We start from the raw sequence: 24,197 nt of genomic DNA, 5'->3' as shown, positions 1-24,197 counted from the left end.
TATAAACTTAATAATGCTTCCATGCTAGCACGCTGTTTACTCAATTAATGATATCTTATGACTCCCAAATCAAGTTTGTTAATCCGTCGCGCTCGCATTCTTTTGCCCAATGGTGAGTTTTTGGTAGGAGATGTGCAAATCTGCGATCGCCAAATTGTCAAAGTTGCTGCTGAAATTGTCGAATCGGGCGATCGAGAAATAGATGCGAAAGGCTTAACTCTGTTACCCGGAGTAATTGATCCCCAGGTACACTTCCGGGAACCGGGTTTAGAACACAAGGAAGACTTATTTACCGCTAGCTGCGCTTGCGCTAAAGGCGGCGTGACATCGTTTCTGGAAATGCCGAATACGCGACCTCTGACCACAACCCAAGCTGCCTTAGATGATAAACTAAGTCGCGCTGCCGAGAAGTGTTTGGTGAACTACGGCTTTTTTATTGGTGCAACGCCCGAGAATTTGCCGGATTTGTTGAATGCCAATCCGACTCCGGGAATTAAGGTGTTTATGGGTTCGATGCACGGGCAGCTTTTGGTGGATGGAGAAGCAACTTTAGAGGCGATTTTTGCCAAGGGCGATCGACTAATTGCCGTGCACGCAGAAGACCAAGCTAGAATCAACCAGAGGCGCCAGGAATTTGCCGGGATTTCCGATGTTGCCGTGCACTCGCAAATTCAAGACAATCAAGCAGCTTTATTAGCAACTCAGCTAGCATTAAAACTTTCTAATAAATATCAGCGCCGTCTGCACATTCTGCACCTTTCAACTGGGGATGAAGCTGAGTTGTTGCGCCAGGAAAAACCGAGTTGGGTGACAGCAGAAGTTACGCCGCAGCATTTGTTGTTAAATACCAGCGCCTATCAAAAAATTGGCAGTTTAGCTCAGATGAATCCGCCTTTGCGCGAACCCCGCGATAACGAAATACTTTGGCAAGCTTTACTCGACGGCGTAATTGATTTTATCGCCACCGACCACGCGCCGCATACATTAGCAGAAAAAGCTCAAGATTATCCGAATACGCCGTCGGGAATGCCGGGAGTCCAAACTTCTTTGCCTTTGATGCTGACGCAAGCAGTAGAGGGAAGATGTACCGTGGCGCAAGTTGCTAATTGGATGTCGGCGGCCGTTGCTAAGGCTTATAAGATTCCCAACAAAGGGGCAATTTCTCCGGGTTTTGATGCCGATTTGGTATTAGTAGATTTGGATAATTATCGACCCGTCGTGCGAGAAGAAATGGTGACAAAGTGCGGCTGGAGTCCCTTTGAAGGTTGGAATTTAACTGGATGGCCTGTGGTCACGGTTGTGGGAGGAAAAGTTGTTTTTGAAAATGGTAAATTGGATACAACGGTTAGGGGAGAAGCCTTGACATTTGACGCTGAGTAAGCATGAATTCAGGTCAACTGTTATAATTGGGTATTCCCGCTCGCAAAGGCGATTTTACCCATGCTTCTCCAAGAACTAGAAACACAACTCCTGGCCTTAACTCCGACGGAGAAAGCTGAAGCCATCCGGCTTTTAACCCAAAGTTTAAACAATAACTGGCCAGGAATTACCAAAACTCCCGACGTGTGTGGCGGCGATGCTTGCATTGCCAAAACTAGACTTCCCGTTTGGCTGTTCGTGAGTTTGCGTCGTCAAGGTTCAAGTGATGCTGAACTTCTACAATTTTATCCCCAGTTGAATGCTGCAAACTTAGTAAATGTTTGGACTTATGCTGAGGCTAACTCCGAAGAAATTGAAACAGCACTCCGAGAAGAAGCAGCAGCAATGATGCAGGAAGTATAATTTATGGCACGTCTCTATGCAGATGAACAGTTCCCGTTTCCTATTGTGGCATTGCTGCGAAATTTAGGTCACGATGCCCTGACTATTCAAGAGGCAGGAAATGCCGGAGATGATGACCCCGAAGTATTGACCTTTGCTGTGAATAACGATCGGGCGGTTATGACACAAAATCGTCGGCATTTCATTCGCTTGCACACTCAACAACCAAATCATGCTGGTATTATCGTGTGTACAGACGATAAAAATCTAGGAAGGTTGGCAACACGCATCAATGATGCTATTGCTGGTGAAGCAACTTTGAGAGGTAAATTGATTCGTGTCAACCGTCCGCAGTAAGTTCGATCGCCTTTTCTCAAATTTCCAATTGCCAATCCAATAAGTCGCCATTACCAATTACTTCTAGTTGCCGCCCGTTATCTAGATAACTCAAAGAAATTTGCAAATAATTTTCTGGTTTGTACTGCAATCTTTCCGCCCATTCGATCGCCACAATTCCCAAATCCATTTCTAACCCGTCCCAATAACTTTCTAAGTGCAAAGCCTCCACTTCTTCGGGTTCTAGTCGATACAAATCTAGATGATACAGTGGAATTCGTCCTCCAAAATACTCGTTAATCAGCGTAAAAGTAGGACTTTCGATCGACTCTGAGATTCCTAAACCTTCAGCGATACCTTGAACCAAGGTAGTTTTACCAGCACCTAAATCTCCTTGTAATAAGATTAGAGTGCCGGCGGGGAGCGATCGACCTAACACAACACCAAACTTGCGCGTAGCTTCAGAATCGGGAAGCAAAGTTTTCATTTCAATAATTAGTCATTAGTCATTAGTCATTAGTCATTAGTTACTCGCTTGGGGCTGCTAATAATCAATAACATTAGTCTGCACAGTCAACAGTCAACAGTCAACAGTCAGCAGTCAGCAGCTTAAATGTTTTGCGCGCGGCCGTACCAACGCAGCAACATCCCCGCCAACCTTTGCGAATTGTGGCGAATTAAACCCGTATTTTTATCTTCATCCATCACATTTGCGATGACAATTCGCCGCCCCAATTGCGTTACGGCTTCTCGATCGAGCACAACCGGATAAGAATCCTCCTGAGAATAGCGGATCAAAGCCTTTGCAGAAGGGACTTTGCCTTGAACTACTACAGCATCGAACAGCGGCCGGCCGCAAGCGCGGTCGATCGCCCGAATGTGGTCTGCAACACTGTATCCGTCAGTTTCCCCCGGCTGAGTCATAATATTGCACACATAAATGCGCGGAACTTCGCTGTTGGCGATCGCATCAGCAATTTCCGGCACCAACAAGTTCGGAATGACACTCGTATAAAGACTCCCCGGCCCAATAATAATAAAATCCGCTTCCCGAAGACATTCCACAGCCCTAGGTAATGCCGGAGGATTAGCAGGATTGCAGCCTATTTTGAGGATTTGCCCGTTTGCTTTTGTAATGCTGGATTCCCCCTCAATCCTGCGGCCATCAGCGAGTTCTGCCCACAAAGAAACATCGCTGAGAGTAGCCGGCAGCACCTCTCCCCTCACTGCTAAAACTTTAGAACTCGCCGCGATCGCCTGTTCCAAATCTCCAGCAATATCGCTCATCGCCGTCAAAAACAAATTCCCAAAACTGTGACCCACCAAACCGTCACCAGCCCGGAAACGATATTGAAATAACTCAGTTAATAACTTTTCCTCATCTGCCAAAGCCGCCAAACAATTGCGAATGTCTCCCGGCGGCAATACCCCAATTTCCCGCCGCAGCCGCCCGGAAGACCCGCCATCATCCGCCACCGTGACAATAGCAGTGATTTTGGCGCTGTAATCCTTCAATCCCCTGAGCAAATTGGAAAGGCCCGTACCGCCCCCAATTGCCACAATTTTCGGGCCGCGGTGCAAGCGGCGGTGGTTGAGGAGTCGATCGACCAATTCCTCATTCCCTTCGGGCATCAGCACTTGAGTAATAGAGTTCAAACTGCGAGTTTGTCCCCACAGAATTAACAAAATCCCGCCAGCAATGATGATCGGGCCCGACACGTAATTGGGAATAACTTCCGCAATCCACGCCAAAAAATTTCTCAATAATTGCAATAAGAAGAAAATGGGAGTCATCCCAGTCCAAATCGCTAAACCCAAAGTGGCAAGTACCACGCCGCTGGCACTAATCAGCAGCCACCGTTTCACTAGCAGTCCGGGGGCTAACCACTTAAACCACTGGTGAACTCGCCCGTTCCGCAAAGAAGGGGGGTAAGGATTTCTGGATTGGGCAAAAACCTGCTTGGCTTTAGCCAAGACGCGGAGGGCTTTAGGAAGTGAACTAATTGACATGGTTAATTAGTCTTAAGGGTATTGGAACAGCTCGAGCTGACAAATTTACAATACAAGAGAGTTTTGATTCTGGCAGTCAATTTAAGTAATTAGTGATTAGTTATAAGTCATGAGTCATTAGGTAGACTGAGGACTGAGGACTGACAACTTATTGATAACATCCTATGGCTGAGCCACTAATCGAACTCAAGGGGGTAAGTAAGTCCTTCGGTCAGAACCCGATCCTCGATCGAGTCGATCTGAGGATTTATCGGGGAGAAGCCCTGGCAATTATTGGCCCTTCCGGGACGGGGAAATCTACGATTCTGCGGATAATTGCGGGTTTGTTGGCCCCGGATGCCGGTGAGGTTTTTGTTCAGGGACAGCGCAGGGTCGGATGGGTGGACGACGTGGCAGATCCGATCGGAATTGGGATGGTGTTTCAGCAAGCGGCTTTGTTTGATTCGCTGACGGTGGAGGAGAATGTCGGTTTTTTACTTTACCAGCATTCTAAGCTCCCGCGCCGCCGCATTCGGGAATTGGTGGAGGAAAAGTTGGAGATGGTGGGTTTGCCGCGAATTGGCGAACGCTATCCGGCGCAGTTGTCTGGGGGAATGAGGAAGCGGGTAAGTTTTGCCCGCGCTATCATGGCGAATCCTGATAATGACAGGGATAATCCAGAGGTTTTGCTGTACGACGAACCGACGGCGGGTTTAGATCCGATCGCTTCGACGGTAATTGAAGATTTAATCCGCGACTTGCAGGCAGCCCAAGGTGTTTGCAGCACTTATGCGATCGTCACTCACCAAGACAGTACCATCCGCCGCACTGCCGATCGCATCGTATTTCTCTATCGAGGCAAAGTGCAGTGGGAGGGAACTGTCAATGACATTGCATCGACAGATAATTTACTTATCCGACAATTTTTTAGTGGCAGTGTTACTGGGCCAATTCAAGCGCTGGGATAGTCAATTGTCAGTTGTCAGTTGGCCGTTGTCAGTTGGCCGTGGTCAATGGTTTGTCTTGTTGGGAGATAGTATATGTCACAAACAAACTTTCAGAAGTTAGATGTTTATAAATTAGATGAAAAATTAGCTGATGAAATTTGGAATATTGTTATCAAATGGGACGCACTAGCAAAAGATACGGTCGGCAAGCAAATTATTCGATCTGCTGATAGTATTGGTGCTAATATTGCTGAAGGAGATGGTCGAGGTAGCTATCAGGATCATCGGCGATTTATCAAGATTGCCAGAGGTTATTTATATGAAACAAAGCACTGGTTGAGACGGGCTTATACTAGGCAACTACTAACAAGTACGCAAGTAGAAACACTCAAGCCAATTATTGACGAACTGTCGCCAAGGCTAAACGCCTATCTAAAATCTATAGGCAACACATCAGACAAAAATTAACAACTGCCAACTATCAACTGCCAACTGCCAACTGCTAACTATCAACTGCCAACTGCCAACTGCCAACTATCAACTGCCAACTGCCAACTGCCAACTGCCAACTGACTAAAGAGGTAATATGCAATCGCGAACTGTAAGAGAAGGTTCTGTCGGGTTCTTAATTTTAGTAGGAATCGGTTTATTTGGCGGCTTAGTGCTCTGGCTGCGGGGCGTGCAAATAGGGAACCGCAGCTACAAATTCGCCGTAGAATTTGGCAGCGCCCAAGGAATGCAAATAGGTACGCCCATCAGGTATCGTGGGGTTGCAGTCGGTAAAATTACCGCCCTCCAACCGGGTTCCAACGGCGTAGACGTGACGCTGGAGATTGCCCCCGGAACTTTAGTGATTCCCAGGGATGTTACGATCGAAGCGAATAAATCGGGTTTAATTGGCGAATCGTCGATCGACATTACCCCCAACTCGATTTTGCCAGAATCATTACTTACCGCCAATCCCGCTAGTGCCGACTGTCCCCCAGAGATTATCTGCCAAAATTCGCGCTTAAAAGGTCAAGCTGGTGTCACTATCGACGAACTCATTAAATCCACAGTCCGCCTAGCTAATTTCTACACTGACCCCGCCCTGTTTAACAATATTAAATCTCTTGCAGAAAATACAGCCAACACAGCTAAAGGTGCAGCTAAACTCACTCAAGATTTATCGAATTTAACTCAAACTGCCCAAGCGGAAATAAAAAATTTAAATCAATCTGTAAGGGGAGACATTGGGAGTTTAAATCAATCTGTCAAAACTGAAATAGCAAGTTTAAATCAATCATTAAAGGGGGAAGCAAGCAGTTTGAATCAATCATTAAAGGGAGAAGCAAGCACCTTAAATCAATCGCTCAAGACAGAAATATCAGCAGCCGCCGCTGATGTTTCTAAAGTAGCAGCTACGGCGGATACTTCCACAAAAGCCGTATCTGCATCTGTAATAAGTTCGGCTAATTCAGTAAGTCAAGCAGCCAATCAAGTTACATTAACAGCCAACCAACTCAATTCTTTAGTAACAACCAACCGCGCCAGTTTAGTCTCAACTCTGAATAACATCAATCAAAGCAGCCAGGAACTGCGGGTAGCTGTCAGTAGTTTGAGTCCGACAATTAATCGCATCAACCAAGGACAATTGCTGAACAATTTAGAAGTTTTATCAGCGAATGCTGCCCAAGCTTCTAGTAATTTGCGAGATTTATCCAGCCAGGTAAACAATCCCGCCACTTTGCTATTATTGCAGCAAACTCTAGATTCTGCACGAGCTACATTTCAGAACGTGCAAAAAATTACTTCCGACGTGGATGATTTGACGGGAGATCCGGCTTTCCGCAACAACATTCGCAGGTTGTTCAACGGATTGGGAGGCTTGTTGGGTTCAACAGAACAACTGCGACAGCAAGTTAAAGTGACTCAAACATTAGCTCCCCTTTCTGAGAAAGTAAATGCGAGTACGCCTGCCAGAAATCAATCAGTAGAGCCTGAATTTCCCAGCTTGCAAAAACAGCCAAAATTGCCTGTTATACCTTCTGAAACTGCCAGGTCAGCAGAACCATTGGCTCCCGAAACTACTCCTTAAAACACGGTATAATTGAATAACCGCCAGTGCAATATTGGCGACTTACTCTAGTTAGTAATATTGGCAATACGCACTTTGATTACAGCTAGTTAATCAGGTGCGGCTTTCGCACCAGGCATTAAACTTATTGTCCAAATCCTATTAATAAAAAACTCTTTCTATCGCAACCAGGAAAACCAATGACGCAAACATTATCGAAACCGGACGCAACCAAAACCCAGTATACTGTGACTTGGGAAAAATTGCCAGACGACTTTAAATTACCCGACGATCCTGTGGAAAACATCGACCAACCACTTTTAGCTGCGGCCCTGCGAGAAGCCTTGGATATCGCAGGATTTATCCTAGCTTCAATGCTAATAGCTTCCAATTTTGGACTGTGTGCCAAAGTCAATGACAAAACAGTAGTAAAAGCACCGGATTGGGTGTACGTTCCCTCGGTATTGCCAGCAGAACCAGGAGAAGTTCGCCGCAGTTATACGCCCAATGCTGAGGGAGAAGTACCCGCAGTAGTAATGGAATTTTTATCGGATACTGACGGCAGTGAATATTCAAATAAACCGACATATCCTTACGGGAAATGGCGGTTTTACGAGCGAATTTTGCAAGTACCAATTTATGTAACTTTTGAACCGAAATCGGGAGTATTGGAAGTGTACAGACTCTCTGCTTCGGGAGAATATGAATTGCAAGAACCGGATGCTAATCAGCGATTCTGGATAGAATCAATGGGTTTATTTCTGGGGGTTTGGGAAGGTGAAAAATCTCAGAGAAGGGGTTATTGGTTGCGCTGGTGGGATGAGAATGGCAATTTGCTGCTGTGGGGTGCGGAACGGGTGGAACAGGAACGCCAGCGCGCCCAAGAGGAACGCCAGAGGGCCGATCGACTAATGGCATACTTGATTCGTCAGGGTATCGATCCTGATGGCATTTGAAGGTGTGGGAGTTTGATCGACTTTTCGGCCCTTAATCCAATCCCATTTTAATTGCACAATCGAGTCAGCAAGGGCGTTTGAGATTAAAAATAACCACAATTAAGGAGCGATCGGCATGACTGCAACAACATTAGAAGAAAAATTAGATCGGCTTTCTGATGAATTAGCCTCAGCACTAGAAGCGGAACGCCAGCGTGCTCCTGAACTCACATCTTTGCTACCGCGTTACCGACATCGGTTTGGCCAATTGCCTGAGAGTAAGGGCTAAAAAGTAAGGGTGCGATCGCGCTTCATCGATCTCGCCCGCGTGTTATTCTCACCTAAATGTCATTGACAAATATGAGATTTTGTGTAGGGCTAGAATTGGTTCCAAATTTTAAATGGCGAAGGGCGATCGTTTTGCGATCGAACTTGGGCAATCTAGATATAGGCGCTTCTTGAGTGCCTGAAAAACAGCGACGCCAAGAGTTAGCAATGGAAAGTACACAGAAAAAATCTAGTGATAGTCGGGTTCATCGGAGCGATCGAATTAAGCAGATTTTTGCGTTAGTATCAATGGTTTCGTTTGGTGGTTCTGCGATTTTTGGTATTTTCAGTCTGTTCAGCAGCGGTTTGAGCAGCCAGCACCAGCAAAAGCCGACGCCTGTGGCTGTTTCTCAGGAATCTTTGCTGGCGGCGCAGGAACGGGGATATGAGACGGTTTTGCAGCGGGAACCGCAGAATCAGACGGCTCTGGAGGGGTTGGCAAATGTGCGGTTGCAGATGAATAATAAGGTGGGGGCGATCGAGCCTTTGGAGAAGTTGGTCAAACTAAATCCTAACAGAGCTGATTATAAGGCGCTGTTGGGGCAGGTGCGACAAGCAAGGCAAGGAAAAAAATAGAGCTAATAGTTAAAAATTTAAGGTAGGAACGGAGGTTAATAGATGACCCAAAAATTAACTGAATCTAATATCTCAGAGTGTCAAGCAAAGTTCAACCTCAGCTATCACGTTCCCTTTGCTCACTCGTGTCAACAAATGGTGGGATTTAAAGGTAAGGATGTTCTCGAAGTAGGAGGAAGCTTACCTAAAGAGTTTGTACTAGATTATCTAAATGTTAAATCGTGGTCGGCCCTAGAAGCCCCAGATTTTGAAGTTTACCTAGATAGAGTTGCCAGTGCTGCTGAAGGCTCTAAGCTTGGTAAAGTAGACTATTCTGCTTGTGGTTTTACCGATAGAGAGCTGAGTAATTATAACTTTTTTGCGGGCTACATCGAAGAATTACCTCCCGCGTACTACCAAAAATACGATTTAATTTTCTCAATCGCTGCTTTTGAACACATCCATAAATTTCCTTTAGCTTTAGAAAAAATGTTTTTGGCTCTGAAGCCCGGAGGTCAGCTATTTTCTATATTTACACCCATTTGGTCAGCTCATGACGGCCATCACTTACCCCCCATAACTGAACCTAACCAGGGAAAAACTTTCAACTTTCAGAATTCTCCGATTCCGCCGTGGGGACATTTACTGATGAGACCCCCAGAGCTATGCCGTTACTTGTATCAGCATACTGATAAGGAAACGGCAGATGCTATCGCACATTATGTGTACAACTCTCCCCACATTAATCGTTTTTTTACTGAAGATTATGTGGAATTTATCAACCAAAGCTTATTCATAGTAAAGCGGCTAGAACCTATTGGTTTAATCCAAATTGATAACAATACTCAACAAACTTTAGAAAAACTTTATCCGGGCAGAACTCAATTTGCTAACAACGGTCTTCTTGCAGTGCTGGAAAAACCAGAAAATAAGAAGAGAGAAAATATTTCAGAAAAATCAATAACAAGCCTCGGTGAACAACGCAAAACTCAATTTAAAAATGACCATAATCCTTCTTTCGCGCCAACCAAAAATCAGGTTTATCATCATAAGCCTGTTCAGGTCAGCAGTGAGTTTTCAGGGTCGCCAATGCAAAGTCTTTCGGTTTGCATGATTGTTCAAAACGCTGAAAAAACTTTGGAGATTGCCCTCGAATCTCTTGACGGTGTTTATGACGAGCTAATAGTTGTTGACGGTGGCAGTACCGACTCCACCTGCGAAATTGCCTTGCGCTATGGAGCCAAAGTTATAAACTCAGCTTGGACAGGCAATTTTTCTGACCAGCGGAACGTGTCTTTGAAAGAAGTTAAGACTGATTGGGTTTTTATTATCGATGCAGATGAATTTATTGACCGGAAAACTCTGGAGTTTTTACGTTATGTAAAAGCTAATGGTACTCAGTTAGATACCGATCACTTTTTGATTACCAGAAAGTGGATTAGTCCATTCAGTAAAAAATATTACGTTAATAGCGAGCCTCATTTTCCCGATATGGGATGTCGCCTTTATAGATATGACAAAGATATTTTTTACACTGGACAAATTCATTGGGTGATTCATGGTCTAAAACAGCGAGTTATAATAACTTCTGGGGAACTGGGTGTATATCACTTAGATTTGTTAGTTAACAGTGAATCTCAAAGAAAAGAAAAAGTTCAAAAATATATGAAGGATAATCCTAGAGATGGGATGCCTCATTACTATATACCCGACATCACGCAGCTAAGTTTACAAGAATGGAATTATCAAGATTTACTGCCTCAAATTCCGAAGTTACTCAACGCTATACCGATGAAATGCAAAGTTTGCGAATCAGATTCACATCATTTGGCCAAGGGTAAAGTTATGGGTAAATATGATGTTGATTATTTTCAATGTTCAAACTGCGGATTTGTTCAAACCGAAGAACCATACTGGCTAGACGAAGCCTATTCTCAACCAATAGCAAGCAGCGATGTTGGCTTAGCGTTCAGAAATTTGTCATTTTCAAAAATCACCCAAAGTTTATTATTTAACTTTTTTAATCATCAAACAAGATTTCTGGACTACGGAGGTGGCTACGGTCTATTTGTCAGGCTGATGAGAGATGCGGGATTTGACTTTTACTGGCTAGACAAGTTTTGTCAAAATATATTTGCTCAAGGATTTGAGATTGACGCAGCCGCAAATAACCAATTTGAATTAGTGACGGCATTTGAAGTATTTGAGCATCTGGTTCACCCCATATATGAGCTGGAAAAATTGTTAAAAAATTCCAGAAATATTTTATTTAGTACAGAATTGCTGCCAGAAAGCCATCCTAAACCTGATGAGTGGTGGTACTATGTGCTTCACGAAGGTCAGCACGTTTCTCTTTACACAGCTAAATCTCTTTCAATCCTTGCTGCCAAGTTTAATCTCAATTTTTACTCGAATGGTTCATCTTTGCATTTACTAACAGAAAAAGAATTACCTGACGATGTATTTCAACAATTGGCAAAAGGAGGATTAGCAGCGGTTAATAAGGTGTCGCTTTTACAGAATGACTTCTTAAAAGCTGTTAGCAAAATTACTCATCTTCAACAAGAAGCAAAGATACAGCCTGCGGAAATAGAAGAGGACGGCGACTCGCAAAGCGGGTTAACAATACTGGTTGACGGTGTATTTTTTCAACTGTACAGAACAGGAATTGCCCGCGTTTGGAGGTCACTACTAGAAGAATGGGCGGAAAATGGTTGGGCTAAGCATATAATAGTATTGGATCGGGTGGGAACCTCGCCAAAAATTGCGGGAATTAGGTATTGCACCGTGCCTGCTTATGACTACAGTAAAACTGATGCTGACCGGGAAATGTTACAGCAAGTATGTGATGAAAATGGTGCAGACTTATTTATATCCACTTACTACACAACACCTTTATCCACTCCCTCTGTATTCATGGCCTATGACATGATTCCCGAAGTGCTGGGAGCAAATTTGAATGAATCAATGTGGAGGGAGAAACATCATGCTATCCGCCATGCTTCTGCTTATATTGCTATTTCAGAAAACACAGCCAGTGACTTAGCAAAGTTTTTTCCAGAAATTGCCTCTAAGTCTGTAACTGTAGCTCATTGTGGAGTTCAAAGTCTTTTTTCACCGGCTAGTCAAGAAGATATTAAGGGTTTTAAAAATAAGTATGGGATCTCAAAACCCTACTTTATTTCAGTAGGTGGGGCTGCGGATTATAAAAATAGTATCTTGTTCTTCAAAGCTTTTGCTCAACTTGCCAGCAAACAAGGCTTTGAAATAGTATGTACGGGGAGTGGAGTTGTATTAGAAGGAGAATTGAGAAATTTCACTTTAGGTACTGTAGTTCATAAGCTTCAGCTAAATGACGAGGAGTTGAGATTAGCTTATGCGGGTGCTGTTGCATTGGTTTATCCATCCAAGTATGAAGGATTTGGTTTACCTGTGCTAGAAGCTATTTCCTGCGGTTGTCCCGTTATCACTTGTCCTAATGCCTCGATTCCTGAAGTGGCCGGAGAAGCAGCTTTATATGTGAATGATGAGGATGTTGAGGGGTTAACAGATGCACTTTGCGAGATCCAAAAACCGAAGGTTCGCAACTCATTAATTGCGGCTGGGTTGGAACAAGCTAAAAAGTTCTCTTGGTCAAAAATGGCGAAAACGGTTAGTTCAGTGCTGATTGACGAAACTCTAGTGCGTTTAAACTTGAAAGAGATTAATCTAATTGTTTTTCCCGATTGGACGCAACCGGAAGAATCTTTGGGCGTAGATATAGAACGAGTGGTAAGGGCCATCGCAACTCATCCAGACAAAAGTAAGATGACTCTCTTAGTAGACACGAGCAATATTTCTGACGAAGATGCTAATCTGGCTTTATCAAGCGTGGCGATGAATCTTTTAATGGAAGAAGACTTAGATGTTTCTGACGGTCCAGAAATTTCACTGATTGGAAGTTTGAGCGAAATTCAGTGGAGAGCTTTTATTCCTTACATTAGTGCTAATATTAGCTTAGAAAATGAGAATACAGAGTCTATTCTTGCTTTCAACAAATACAGGGAAAATAGGCAGGCAAAAACTCCGATCGTTCCCCTCCATGAAATAAATAGTTTTGAGTTTTAGTCATTTTGCTACTAAACTCAATAAAAATATCAAAATAATAAGGAAGCAAAGTGATGGGTTTACCTATTATTGTACTGCATGTAGGAAACAGTGATTATATTTTGTATTGTTTGGCTCAAGCCAAAAAAACTAATCCAGAATCACCTGTTATTTGGTTGGGAGACTGTATAGAGAAACATTACAGTTTTTTTGATTATGAAAACTTTTGGGATTATGCTAATGAGTTTCAAGAATTTAACAGTTCTTATCAACATCGTAGTATAAACGGTATAAAATGGGAACTATTTTGCTTTCAAAGATGGTTTGTTCTTAAAAAATTAATGCAATCTAGAAATATACACCAATGTCTACACATAGATTCAGACGTTATGTTATACGCTAACGTCACAGAAGAACAGAAAAATTTTGCCAATTGTGACCTCACTTTGTCTCAGAGGCAAAGTCCCCATTATAATTTTATTAACAATCTAAATGTTTTAGACAGTTTTTGTAGTTTCCTATTGGAAATGTACAAAGACCCTTTGATATATCAACCCATCCAAGAAAAATTCCCTAATGTCTCTGATATGTCGGCATTTTATTTCTTTGCTAACCGAGAAAGTTTTAGTATAGGTGAAATCTCAAACATTACTAATAATTCAAAAAACGATCACAATATTAATGTATGTGAAGGGTTTGAAATGCGAGAGGGAAGGAAGAACATTTATTTTGTTGAAGATCAGCCTTTTTGTAAACATCTGGAATTGAATCGAGCAATTAAGTTTAATATGATTCACTTTCAGGGGTGGCAAACTAAAAAATATATTAAAGATTACTTTAACGGAGAAAGTATTTTTAGGGAAAGCAGGGAATGGGAAGTTAATAGTCACCATTCTGACGCTATAAGGGGTTTTTTGCAGCATATAAATACTGAAAAATGTTCCACGGAAAATAGCAATTTACAGGAAAATTATACGACTCTAAATTTTAGTTTAAGCGAGATAAATGTGATTGTTTTCCCAGATTGGTCAGCACCGGAAGAGTCTTTAACTTTAGAATTAGAAAGAGTACTAAAGGCGATCGCAATTCATCCAGACAAGAATAAGATCACTCTGCTGGTAGACAGCAGCAATATTTCTGACGAAGATGCTAATCTTGCTTTATCCAGCGTGGCGCTCAATCTGTTGATGACACAAGATTTAGATGTTTCGGATGGACCAGAAATTTTACTCATTGGACAATTGAGCGAAATCCAGTGGTCAGGTTTGAAGGCTCGAATTTACGGTCGAATTGTATTGGAGAATGAGAATATACAGGCGATCGCAGCCGCAGGATATGAGGAAATCCCATCTTATCTACTGGACTGTTTAGAGATAAAGGCTACGCAATAATTTTATAACTATGATTACTATGAACAGTGATATGTCAAAATCCCCACTCCCTCTCAAACCAACTTTGGACAGACCTATATTTTTCTATTGCTGTGAAGGAGTCTATTCACCTTTAAGCATATGTTTAGCGGAAGGCTTTAAAGAGCTGGGAATACCCTTTTATTCAAACATCAATCATTGGAAGATTGCGCCCGGCACAGAAGAATATCTTTTCTGTTATGACCCAAGTGTGAGTCATCGCGATTGCTCAATTGTGATTTTGGACTTCAGATGGATGATAAACTCGAGATCTTTTCCTGAAGAATTATTTCAATCCGAACGCAAATATGTCACGGTCTATCTAGATGACATGGATGGTTTTACCATCTGGAATTCCGAGTTAGAGAACTTCGATTTTAGATTTAGAACTCACTGCAACAGCAAATCTATAGAGCCTTCAAACTGTTTAACGTGGGTTTTTGGGCTTTCTAACCGCATCCTTCGAGAGACTAGCGAAATTGAAAAAATTCAGAACAAAAAAAGACGCTTACTTGTCAACTTCCGCAACGACCATCGGCGATTGAGATACACTAACACTGTGATGAAAGTTCGCCAGGGTTATTTATGGGTTGACAGTGGAGTGATGATATTAGACAATCCCATAAGGCAGATTGTTTGCGAACAATTCTTGCCATTGATTCAACATATTATACCGCCGGATGATATCACTGAGGATTTTGAGAAATCTCCCTCAGACAGTTACCATTACTTGCAGTGGAAGCAAACAGGTCAACGCCACTATCCAAGTTACTACCAGCGTTTGAAGGAATCTGCGGCTTGTGCGTGCTTTGGGGGTGTTGTTACCTCCAGCTATTTGACAGGAGAACCAATCGTAGAATGGTGGGACAGTTGGCGTTTTTGGGAGTCATTGGCGGCTGGGTGCGTAACGTTTCACGTAGATTTTGATAAGTATGGAGTTAAACTGCCAGTAATGCCCGAAAACTGGCGACACTATATAGGAATCGATCTAGACAATATGCAAGATACTGTCGATCGGATTGCTGATGACCCAGGAATTTTAGAGAAAATCTCTATAGAAGGTCGGCAGTGGGCTATTGAAAATTACGCTCCTGTTCCTACAGCTTTGCGTTTTCTGGAAATGCTCGGCTCCTACACTCCGCAAATGGAGAAATGCCACGAAAATGAAGGCGGGTCAGTAGCCTTGTCGCTGTCGATGAAATTGAGAGAAATTAACCTAATTGTTTTTCCAGATTGGTCGCAGCCAGAAGAGTCTCTTGGTTTAGAATTGGAACGAGTGGTAAGGGCGATCGCCACTCATGGAGACAAAAGTAAGATGACTCTCTTAGTAGACAACAGCAATATTGCTGACGAAGATGCTACTCTGGCTTTATCAGGCGTGGCGATGAATCTTTTAATGGAAGAAGATTTAGATGTTTCCGACGGCCCAGAAATTTCACTGATTGGACAGTTGAGCGAAATTCAGTGGTCAGCTTTGATCCCTCGACTTCACGGTCGAATTGTATTGGAGAATGAGAATATAAAGGCAATGGCTCACGCAACAGCGGAAAACATTCCCTCATTAGAACTAGACCGTTTTATGAAGGAGAGTTACTGATGAATCGAGGGAATTTGTGCAGCAAATCGCTGCACAAACTACTCACTCGGATCAGCACCATTAATGATTTTTGTCCCGATAGATCTGCCACATCTGCTCGTATGCTTTCTCCATCTCTCGCGTAAATTGCTTGCCATTCCACAGCGGAGCGGTTTGTCGTGACTGCCGCAGTTTCCAAGATATTTGCTGTCGCAGAGCCGCATCTTTTCCTAAGCGAATTCCCCATTCTACATACTCTTCATCCGTCCAAGCAATCCCTTCGGAAATACCAGCATTCATCATCATCGTGTAGCTGTTGCGCGCAGCAAACTGCTCCCCCACTCGCGTCACTAAAGGAACGCCAATCCACAGGGTTTCCATAGTGGTTGTGGCTCCGTTGTAGGGGTAAGTATCGAGTACCACGTCAGCAATCCCTAAATTAGCGCGGTGAATTTGCTCAGAAGGAGCTAAGGGTAAAAATTGCAGGCGATCGCCCGACACCCCCTCTGATTCTGCAACTTGGATAAAGAAGTTTTTCAGTGATTCTTGATCCGCCAAACCTTTAATTAAAAAGTAGCTATTCGGTACAGATTTGATAATTTGCATTTGCAGCCGTGCAGTATTCGGGTTATATTTATACCCTCTCTGAGTGCTGAGATATATAACTGCATCCTCAGAGATACCTAATTCATCCCGCCGGAGAGTTGGCACCCCCACCTCAAAACCATCTACTGCTATGTAAGTTTGAGGTAAGCGCCAAATTTTTTCCGTGTAGTATTGCTGAGCAGACTCCGGTAAAACATAAGGATCGGCAAGATAGTAATCAATAGTTGGCACACTCGACGCATCCCAACCGAGCCAACCTACTTGAACTGGTGCTGGCTTAATCGCCATCGTTTCGCAGGAAGTAGTAAGTGTAATGCTATCGAGATCGACCAAAATGTCAATCTCATCCTCATAAATTTTCTGAGCCGCTTCTTGACCGTCTAATCCTAATTTATAAGCTTTGTCAGCTTTGCTAATGTACCATTCATGTAACTGGCCCTGGCTCATTTCTGCGCCAATCATATAAGCGTTGATTTCAAAATGTTCCCGGTCATGGTACTGAAAAACCCACCGTGCTAACCAACCCACAGAATGACTGCGGAAACAATGGGAAATATATCCAATCTTCAATCGTTTAGTAGGAGCATCTGCTTTCAAAATCCGCCCCCGCCATTGGCGACATTCTTCTACCTTTTCTTTGGCATAATTTTCAATATTTAATTGACACAATTGAGCTAATTGAAGGCGAATTTGTGCATTTTCATGGGCTTTATCCTGAAAATATGGGAAGAAAAAAACCGAAGCAAATAAGCGAATTGTGGCACTTGAATCCAGTGAATTCGGTTGTTCTTCAAGCAACGATGCTAACAAGGACCTCTGCAACTCTAATGCTGAACAAAATTCTTCCCAATACCCCCCTGCGCTCATCAATGACCGCATGATCAACATATTTGCATAAATTTTATCAGCCAAAGTTTCCATGACTGAATAACACAATTTCGCCGATTCTATTCCTTTACTAAATTCACTATTGTCTTGATAAAAAGCAGACAAAGAGCGCAGTAATTCTGGATGAAGAGGCTCTAAACGCAACCCTAGCTCAGTGAAACGTATTGCCAGTTGATATTGCTTAGCGGAGTAAGCTATTTTATAAATAAACGGAATCAAAACCTCCATCAAATCTCTGGATTCTTTGACATAAAATAGGCACGCTTCTGTTAATTCATAGGATGAGGGGTCGAAAGGAGCCTGAGTTAAAACATTGCTCAATACTTGTAGTAATAGCTCAGAATCTACTGCGATATTCGATTCAGACTTCAGAATCTCTAACACGCCTAAATCTTTTAGTTGCTCTCCTGTGTAGGAGCTTTGCAAAGTGGACAGTCCAATCAAATGCAGGAGGTTATTAACATCGTTAGGATTGATTTCCCGTATGTGCTGCCGAATTGCCCAAGCTACTGCATAATCGCCCACTTCCCACCTGCGCCGCTCTGCTTCGGCGTGCAGAACCTCTATCAATTCTTCTGTCCAGAAATCTATTTCTTCTGGCTCTCCCTCGCTCATTCCCAGCAGCCAAGTGGTCTGAGCTTCCACTTCTTGTTCTTGCAACAGCAACATCAATCCTAAGTGCCAGTAGTGAGACTTAACACTGGGTTCTGCTACAATCGCTTGTTCATAAAGCAATGCCGCTTTAATGTAATTTCCTTGAAGTAAACATTGGTGTGCTTGCTGCTGCCAATCAGGAGCAAGAGCTAATAAATCATTAGAAATCATAGGGCAAATTCATACAAGAATTTGATTGGACGCAATAAAGCGGGCAGCACACGCGACACCACCCGCTTTTTATTGTTTCTCAACAAGCGTAGCTTGTTGAATTAAACACTTACTTAGTAACTTCTGTCATGGTGCCGCAGGTAGGCGCAGCAGAACCATCGGGTGCAAGGGCTGTCGGAGCTAATCCCGCACCACCCTCACAAAGTATGCTCTGCGTGCTTTTTGCTTCTCCGGCTGTAACTAATCCCACAGCCCCAGCATAAGATCTCAGAGGACTGTTAGTAGCCGGGGTTGCACCAGAGGTAGCTCCGCCTGCTGGCACTCCTATGTTGTATGTATAGTTGCTGGTTTGAGTTTTCAGCCCAATACCCAAATTCGTAATCTGGTCTGCAAATTTGGTATTTTCTGCGAAGTATGCTTGCTGACCTTTGTTGATTGAGCTGAGGTACTGTTTAGCTTCTGACTGCTTGGCTTTGTTTGCTTGGCTGAGGAAGGAAGGCAAAGCAATAGCAGACAAAATACCGATGATGATGATAACAACTAGCAGTTCAATCAGTGTGAAACCTTGATCCTGTCTTCTTTTGTTGATGTGTTGCAGGAACTTGGCTTTAAATTCAGTCTTCATAAGTCTTTTCTCCTTGAGGGGTGGGATGCTCGATTTCTAACTCTTATATGTAACTTACCCAGTTACCAGCGCTTTAATATCACCCCAAACTATTTTTTTTCTAAACTTGTGGCTCTAAGGCTCCAAAAGCACATACAGAAAGACTTCCAGCCTAATAAACAGTTCCTTGACTTCCTCAAAGGCAGTCTCATCACTAACAGACTCTAGGTTAACACCGATCTGCGAGCCGATTTGGAGCCACTGTTCTACTAGGGACACCACAGACTGCGGCCCCTCCCACAGAGGTAGCAAGCAAGCCGCGATTGTACTGTCGATGGACACCGGCGCTAGAGTTGGCACAATAATATAACGGCTAATCTCAAACGGCGTCTGGCTGTCAATGCAATTATTCAAGTCTTCCCTCACCTGAGAAGTCCTCAGTTGAGGGTGCAGGTGTACCCGTGCTTCCCGCCATTGAGCCTCCGTCCATTCCGCAACGGGCACAAAAGCCTGAGTTTGATCGGGATTGCCACACCAGAAATCAAATAAACGGTGCACGGGATGTAACAAGTCAAATAAATACAGTCGCTCTTCCACAGAAGTTTCTGGGAGACTCATCGCCCAAAACGGAGGCAAATCATCTGGATCTTTGAACAAATCCATCAACTCCCACCGACGCCAATCCACCATACTGATAAACTCTAAATCAGCACCTCTCAACATTGCAAACACTTCAGGAATGGTAAAACCTTTATCACCCACGAATAAATAGTTAACCATAATCCATCCCTCATCCTTCACGCGATCGGAATTCCAGGTTAATGCCTTAAGCCCTACTTGATCTTGTAATGCTTCCATTGTTTGCCGGACTATTTCCACCTCCAATTCTCCTGGACATCCATTCATTAATCCCATTGCTTTAAAAGCAGCTTGACCGCGAAATACTCCGGCTCTACCATTTGAACTGTGAAGATTTGTGCGGATGATTCCATCGGTCGCCAGAACTGATTTCATCGCTTGCAATCCAGCAACAGGGTCGGGCAAGATATACAGAACGTCGTCAGCATTGATATAGTCAAACTGTAACCCTAAAATTGGTAACTCTTCTATCTTCAAAGCATAAAACTCTGCATTAGCAACCCCATGATACTGTAAACGTTGCTCAGCTAGTTTCACCGATTGTTCTGATAAATCGATGCCTACTATTTTCGCTCCCGGATTGGCTATAGCTAAAACCAAGGATTTATAACCGGTGCCGCATCCCGCATCCAGGATAACTTTACCTTCTGTATTAATAACTCTTCTATTTCTGAAGTAGTAAGCAGTTACAAGACTATGAAGGTAGAGCAATTCACTCTTGTCTTTTGGAGATTCTTCCAGCGGGGTTCTGGGATAAGGAGTATTGTCAAATTGCTGTCGAATATTTTCTATTAACTCTAAATTTTGGTGATCCATTTTTAATTACACTCAACGCTGGCAAATTATCTTAGTATCTCAGAAAATAGCCGATCGCCCACCGGGCCGCAACACATACTTGCAATAATAATAGTCTGAAACGCCTGCCCTAACCAGAAATTCCCCTCCTAAACTCCCTCATCGCTTCCACACTCGAAGTCATCAGCAAGCAGCGACACAGTAAATTAATATCTAAAGCTGGCAAAACCACACTTGAAGAAATTTTTTCATAACCCTCAGAACCCAAGCGATACATAGCCAATACACCATCCTCCCAGAACCACACTTCAGCAACTCCTAGTGCTCGATAGCGCTGCAATTTTTTGACAGTACCGCTAGTGAAGACTACTTCGATACATAAATCTGGGGGGGAATTTGAGGTTATGCGTCTCCCAATAAAATAAGATTCATCAGCTTGTGCAGATACTACCCCTTCCTTTTCTTGGGTAAAGCTTCCCGTAGGTGCAAACTCAATTTCATTTTCGGCACAATAGATAGACAGCAGCGTACAAATTGTCCGACTGAAAAATTCGTGTTCTGGGGAAACTGCCAAGATTTCTACCTCTCCTCTGTAATAAAACAACCTCGTCCCAGGGGAGTCTGAAAATCCCTGTTCAATTAGCTTGAAATGTTCCCAGCTAATCCCGGACTGAATAAACCGTTGGTCTAGTGGCTGTAAAAGTGTCTGTGTCATCATGAGAACCTCAATCAAGTTCGGGGTTTAAAACAACATTCATCGCCTCTTTCCTGTTAAAAACTCTAAGGCGCGATCGCAGCCGCAACACAATACTTGCGATAATAATCTCAATGCCTAATTATACAACCAACGACCTCCTCCATGAACACCAACATCAGCCCCATCCTCAAAGTATTCACCTTTTCCGCCGCCCTTTCCCTAGCCATCAAGTACGCAGGGCCTAGCTTATCCATACCCTCAACCGACCTCAACGCCCTCATCGCCGTCTTTACCCCGAGTATCATCTTAGCTGCGATCCTGGGCTGGCGATCGCGCCAACAGCAGCAGTAGAGACGCCATCAAAAAGTGCGATCGCTACTTGGTCTAAAGACTATGTTTTTGCCAAAATCTTAATTCCCCGTACAGCTTATCACAAGCAAAGTTGAGGCACTCACCATGATTCAAATCATACCTGAATTAGTAACATTCGATGAATTCATTGACTGGTACCCTGAAAATTCAGAACACCGCTACGAACTGCACAATGGAGAAATTGTTGAGATGCCAAAAGCAACAGGCAAACATTCTAAAGTGGCCGGTTTTACCGCACTGAAAGTCGGAATAGAGATTGAGCGTCTCAATTTGCCCTACTTCATCCCCAAAGAATGCGTCATCAAACCCATGCGCGAGGAATCCGGGTATGAACCAGATATTATTGTACTTAACGAACAAACCATTGGAAACGAGCCGCGATGGGAAAAATCATCAATTATCACAATGGGTTCATCAGTCCCCCTAATCGTCGAGGTAACTAGCACTAATTGGGGTGATGATTATGCCCTAAAGCTTGAGGCCTATGAATCAATGGGTATTCAAGAATATTGGATTATAGACTATCTAGGATTGGGCGGCAGACGGTTCATCGGCAACCCCAAGCAACCAACCTTTTCGGTTTACCAACTAATTGACGGCGAATACCAAGTCAAACTTTTCAGAAGCGGCGAGGGTATTGAGTCCCCAACTTTCCCGGAACTGAAGCTGACAGCGCAGCAGGTGTTCGCCAAAAGGAATTGAGGAGGCTGCTTATACTGATGTCCGAGTAGGGGTATCTGATGAAAGATGCGATCGCCCGCATCTAAGGTATCTTATAGAGATGCGATTTATCGCTTCTGGGCTGCAGAGCAATTAGCAAGCAGTAATTCCCATACCCTATTCCTCAATCTAAAATCTAAAATCTAAAACCTAAAATCTAATGAAGCTAGGACAGTGGATGGGCTTATTAGCCCTCATCGCATCTTGTTACATTTTGTGGCAAATCAGGCAGGCCCTACTGCTGCTGTTTGCGGCCGTCGTCTTAGCCACCGCCTTAAACAGACTAGCACGCTACTTACAAAAATTCGGACTCAAAAGATCGATCGCCGTACTCTTATCAGTTAGCTTCCTAATCCTCGTATTCGTAGGCTTATTCCTGATAATTGTACCGCCCTTTACCCAACAGTTTCAACAACTTACCCAAAGAGCCCCTCAAGGAATAGAAAGATTAAATCAGTGGATAGATCAATTTGAAGGTCGTTTTTCTGGACAATTTGGCCAGCGGCTGCCCAATCTTGATGTTAACGACATCATGCAACAACTGCAACCTTTATTCAACCAACTCGTTGGCGGTGCAGGAGCCTTTGTCGGTAACACATTAGGCGTTATTCTAAGCTTTTTGCTAGTCATAGCTTTGACATTGATGACATTAGCAGAACCTCTATCTTACCGCAAAGCATTCATCCAACTATTTCCATCTTTTTATCGGCGACGAGTCGATGGCATCTTAGATGAATGCGAAATAGCTCTCGGTCGATGGGTCATCGGCGCTCTCATTAGCATGAGTGTGATTGCTTTTTTGAGCTTAATTGGTTTGTCGGTCTTGCAAGTCCCCCTACCGCTAGCTCACGCTGTAGTAGCAGGATTTCTTAACCTAATTCCCAATATAGGCCCCACTTTGAGCGTCATCCCCCCAATGACGATCGCACTTTTAGATTCTCCCTTACAATCAGGTTTTGTCCTAATCCTTTACTTTCTAATTCAACAGTTTGAAAGCAACGTCCTCACCCCCTACGTCATGGCACAGCAAGTATCACTGCTGCCAGCAGTAACATTAATAGCTCAAGTATTCTTCGCCACCTTCTTTGGATTTTTAGGCTTATTGCTAGCCCTCCCCCTCACCGTTGTAGCTCAAGTTTGGATTAGGGAAGCCCTCATTAAAGATATTCTAAACCAGTGGAGTGCCAGCCCTAAAACCTTAGCAGCAATCGATTCTGCTATCCATGAAAAACATGAATCTCTAGGAGTCGCCGAAAGCCTGCCAGAAAAATATTTACCAGAACAGAAACCAGACATCCCCGATCATGCTGAAAATGAGGCTCCTGAAAATCAATAGTTAAGGTTCATAATAACTTCACTCCTGATTCATTCCCAGTTATAGGACAGAAGTATTCACTACCAACTGAGGAAAAATGTGGTACAAATACCCTCAACTAACTATCTTCAAGCCTCGCCTTTTCTACTGTATCTTTGCCGGCACTAAAAATCTGTTGAACACTCAAATTCAACTGCCCAAATGTGGGTGACACAACCCTATCACTCCCCCGAAACTGACCAAGAATTTCTTGAGGGTACAAGCCCCCGGATTTATCCGTGGAATAAATCCAAAATCGAAAATCGAAAATCCTCAAACCCCCGCATTTATCCGTGGGGTAAATCTAAAATCTAAAATCTAAAATCTAAAATCGATTGACTGACTTGATACTCACCGTCAACTAAATGGTGAACAGAAAAAGTAGGTTGTTTGGGGTTGCCAATATAGCGTCTGCCGCCAAGTCCCAAATAGTCCGCAATCCAGTATTCAGAAATGCCCAAAGCTTCGTAATCCACCAATTTGTAGCCATAATCATCACGCCAATTGGTACTGACACCTTCGACAATTAGCCGGACAGAACTACCCATTGTAATGATAGATTCCTTATTTCATCTCGGTTCGCTGTCCGTTCCTTGCCTGTCCAAAGCGATCGCATCCGGTTCGTAACCAGATAGCTCATACCATTTTAGATTTTAGATTTTAGATTTTAGATTTTAGATTTTAGATTTTAGATTTTAGATTTTAGATTTTAGATTTTAG

Annotated in this window: 21 protein-coding genes and 1 pseudogene; 15 read left to right on the top strand and 7 right to left on the bottom strand. The window is 43.4% G+C overall.

Annotated elements, in window-relative coordinates; genetic code table 11:
- Window positions 1-57: 57 nt before the first annotated feature.
- From QT979_RS24950 to QT979_RS24940, 3 genes are read left to right on the top strand one after another with little or no spacing between them, the layout of a single operon-like run.
- A complete protein-coding gene (locus QT979_RS24950) occupies window positions 58-1,380 on the top strand; it encodes a dihydroorotase (protein ID WP_333311994.1) in 1,323 nt (440 codons plus the stop codon).
- A 60-nt stretch (window positions 1,381-1,440) separates the two neighbouring features.
- Window positions 1,441-1,782 (top strand): DUF433 domain-containing protein, encoded by a 342-nt coding sequence (locus tag QT979_RS24945; protein WP_333311993.1) that lies wholly within the window; start codon window positions 1,441-1,443, stop codon window positions 1,780-1,782.
- A 3-nt stretch (window positions 1,783-1,785) separates the two neighbouring features.
- Entirely contained in the window at window positions 1,786-2,118 is a 333-nt protein-coding gene (locus QT979_RS24940) for a DUF5615 family PIN-like protein (protein ID WP_333311992.1), read from the top strand.
- A 16-nt stretch (window positions 2,119-2,134) separates the two neighbouring features.
- Here the strand turns inward: QT979_RS24940 and tsaE are convergent, their stop codons facing one another.
- Window positions 2,135-2,584, bottom strand: coding sequence for a tRNA (adenosine(37)-N6)-threonylcarbamoyltransferase complex ATPase subunit type 1 TsaE (tsaE, locus tag QT979_RS24935; RefSeq protein ID WP_333311991.1), 450 nt, complete (start codon window positions 2,582-2,584; stop codon window positions 2,135-2,137).
- A 122-nt stretch (window positions 2,585-2,706) separates the two neighbouring features.
- Window positions 2,707-4,107: a gluconeogenesis factor YvcK family protein gene (locus tag QT979_RS24930; RefSeq protein WP_333215805.1), complete on the bottom strand. Its 1,401-nt coding sequence runs from the start codon at window positions 4,105-4,107 to the stop codon at window positions 2,707-2,709.
- A gap of 164 nt (window positions 4,108-4,271) precedes the next feature.
- On the opposite strand from QT979_RS24930, the gene QT979_RS24925 reads away from it, so the two are divergent.
- From QT979_RS24925 to QT979_RS24885, 9 genes are all read left to right on the top strand, one after another.
- The gene (locus QT979_RS24925) at window positions 4,272-5,054 is read left to right on the top strand and encodes an ATP-binding cassette domain-containing protein (RefSeq protein WP_333066584.1); all 783 of its coding nucleotides are present in this window, start codon (window positions 4,272-4,274) and stop codon (window positions 5,052-5,054) included.
- 72 nt (window positions 5,055-5,126) lie between these two features.
- The gene (locus QT979_RS24920) at window positions 5,127-5,501 is read left to right on the top strand and encodes a four helix bundle protein (protein WP_333311990.1); all 375 of its coding nucleotides are present in this window, start codon (window positions 5,127-5,129) and stop codon (window positions 5,499-5,501) included.
- Window positions 5,502-5,619: 118 nt separating this feature from the next.
- Window positions 5,620-7,110, top strand: a complete 1,491-nt coding sequence (locus QT979_RS24915; RefSeq protein ID WP_333311989.1) for an MlaD family protein — start codon at window positions 5,620-5,622, stop codon at window positions 7,108-7,110.
- A 179-nt stretch (window positions 7,111-7,289) separates the two neighbouring features.
- On the top strand, window positions 7,290-8,045 hold the full coding sequence (locus QT979_RS24910) for a Uma2 family endonuclease (protein WP_333311988.1): 756 nt from the start codon (window positions 7,290-7,292) through the stop codon (window positions 8,043-8,045).
- A 115-nt stretch (window positions 8,046-8,160) separates the two neighbouring features.
- The gene (locus QT979_RS24905) at window positions 8,161-8,313 is read left to right on the top strand and encodes a hypothetical protein (RefSeq protein WP_333311987.1); all 153 of its coding nucleotides are present in this window, start codon (window positions 8,161-8,163) and stop codon (window positions 8,311-8,313) included.
- A gap of 173 nt (window positions 8,314-8,486) precedes the next feature.
- Window positions 8,487-8,927: a tetratricopeptide repeat protein gene (locus tag QT979_RS24900; protein WP_333311986.1), complete on the top strand. Its 441-nt coding sequence runs from the start codon at window positions 8,487-8,489 to the stop codon at window positions 8,925-8,927.
- Window positions 8,928-8,969: 42 nt separating this feature from the next.
- The gene (locus QT979_RS24895; RefSeq protein ID WP_333311985.1) at window positions 8,970-13,013 is read left to right on the top strand and encodes a methyltransferase domain-containing protein; all 4,044 of its coding nucleotides are present in this window, start codon (window positions 8,970-8,972) and stop codon (window positions 13,011-13,013) included.
- Window positions 13,014-13,066: 53 nt separating this feature from the next.
- Window positions 13,067-14,383: a hypothetical protein gene (locus QT979_RS24890; protein ID WP_333311984.1), complete on the top strand. Its 1,317-nt coding sequence runs from the start codon at window positions 13,067-13,069 to the stop codon at window positions 14,381-14,383.
- Window positions 14,384-14,657: 274 nt separating this feature from the next.
- Window positions 14,658-15,998: a hypothetical protein gene (locus tag QT979_RS24885; protein ID WP_333311983.1), complete on the top strand. Its 1,341-nt coding sequence runs from the start codon at window positions 14,658-14,660 to the stop codon at window positions 15,996-15,998.
- A gap of 60 nt (window positions 15,999-16,058) precedes the next feature.
- On the opposite strand, the gene QT979_RS24880 is transcribed toward QT979_RS24885, so the two are convergent.
- The 4 genes from QT979_RS24880 to QT979_RS24865 form a co-directional block, all read right to left on the bottom strand.
- On the bottom strand, window positions 16,059-18,296 hold the full coding sequence (locus QT979_RS24880; RefSeq protein ID WP_333311982.1) for an O-linked N-acetylglucosamine transferase family protein: 2,238 nt from the start codon (window positions 18,294-18,296) through the stop codon (window positions 16,059-16,061).
- A 109-nt stretch (window positions 18,297-18,405) separates the two neighbouring features.
- A complete protein-coding gene (locus QT979_RS24875) occupies window positions 18,406-18,921 on the bottom strand; it encodes a type IV pilin-like G/H family protein (RefSeq protein ID WP_333311981.1) in 516 nt (171 codons plus the stop codon).
- Window positions 18,922-19,035: 114 nt separating this feature from the next.
- The gene (locus QT979_RS24870; RefSeq protein ID WP_333311980.1) at window positions 19,036-20,355 is read right to left on the bottom strand and encodes a methyltransferase domain-containing protein; all 1,320 of its coding nucleotides are present in this window, start codon (window positions 20,353-20,355) and stop codon (window positions 19,036-19,038) included.
- Between the two features lie 109 nt (window positions 20,356-20,464).
- Window positions 20,465-21,052 (bottom strand): Uma2 family endonuclease, encoded by a 588-nt coding sequence (locus QT979_RS24865; protein WP_333311979.1) that lies wholly within the window; start codon window positions 21,050-21,052, stop codon window positions 20,465-20,467.
- A gap of 141 nt (window positions 21,053-21,193) precedes the next feature.
- On the opposite strand from QT979_RS24865, the gene QT979_RS24860 reads away from it, so the two are divergent.
- The 3 genes from QT979_RS24860 to QT979_RS24850 all read left to right on the top strand — a co-directional run bounded on the left by QT979_RS24860 (window position 21,194) and on the right by QT979_RS24850 (window position 23,459).
- Window positions 21,194-21,382 (top strand): hypothetical protein, encoded by a 189-nt coding sequence (locus QT979_RS24860; protein WP_333201030.1) that lies wholly within the window; start codon window positions 21,194-21,196, stop codon window positions 21,380-21,382.
- A 105-nt stretch (window positions 21,383-21,487) separates the two neighbouring features.
- Window positions 21,488-22,105, top strand: coding sequence for a Uma2 family endonuclease (locus QT979_RS24855; RefSeq protein WP_333311978.1), 618 nt, complete (start codon window positions 21,488-21,490; stop codon window positions 22,103-22,105).
- A 178-nt stretch (window positions 22,106-22,283) separates the two neighbouring features.
- Window positions 22,284-23,459 (top strand): AI-2E family transporter, encoded by a 1,176-nt coding sequence (locus QT979_RS24850; RefSeq protein WP_333311977.1) that lies wholly within the window; start codon window positions 22,284-22,286, stop codon window positions 23,457-23,459.
- Window positions 23,460-23,788: 329 nt separating this feature from the next.
- Here QT979_RS24850 and QT979_RS24845 read toward each other — a convergent pair.
- Window positions 23,789-24,109, bottom strand: a pseudogene (locus tag QT979_RS24845) (Uma2 family endonuclease); the annotation flags it as partial.
- Window positions 24,110-24,197: the final 88 nt, after the last annotated feature.

The sequence above is a fragment of the Microcoleus sp. w2-18bC1 genome, from assembly GCF_036700365.1.
In the GTDB taxonomy this organism is placed as follows: domain Bacteria; phylum Cyanobacteriota; class Cyanobacteriia; order Cyanobacteriales; family Microcoleaceae; genus Microcoleus.
This window is presented reverse-complemented; position numbering and strand designations above follow the sequence as displayed.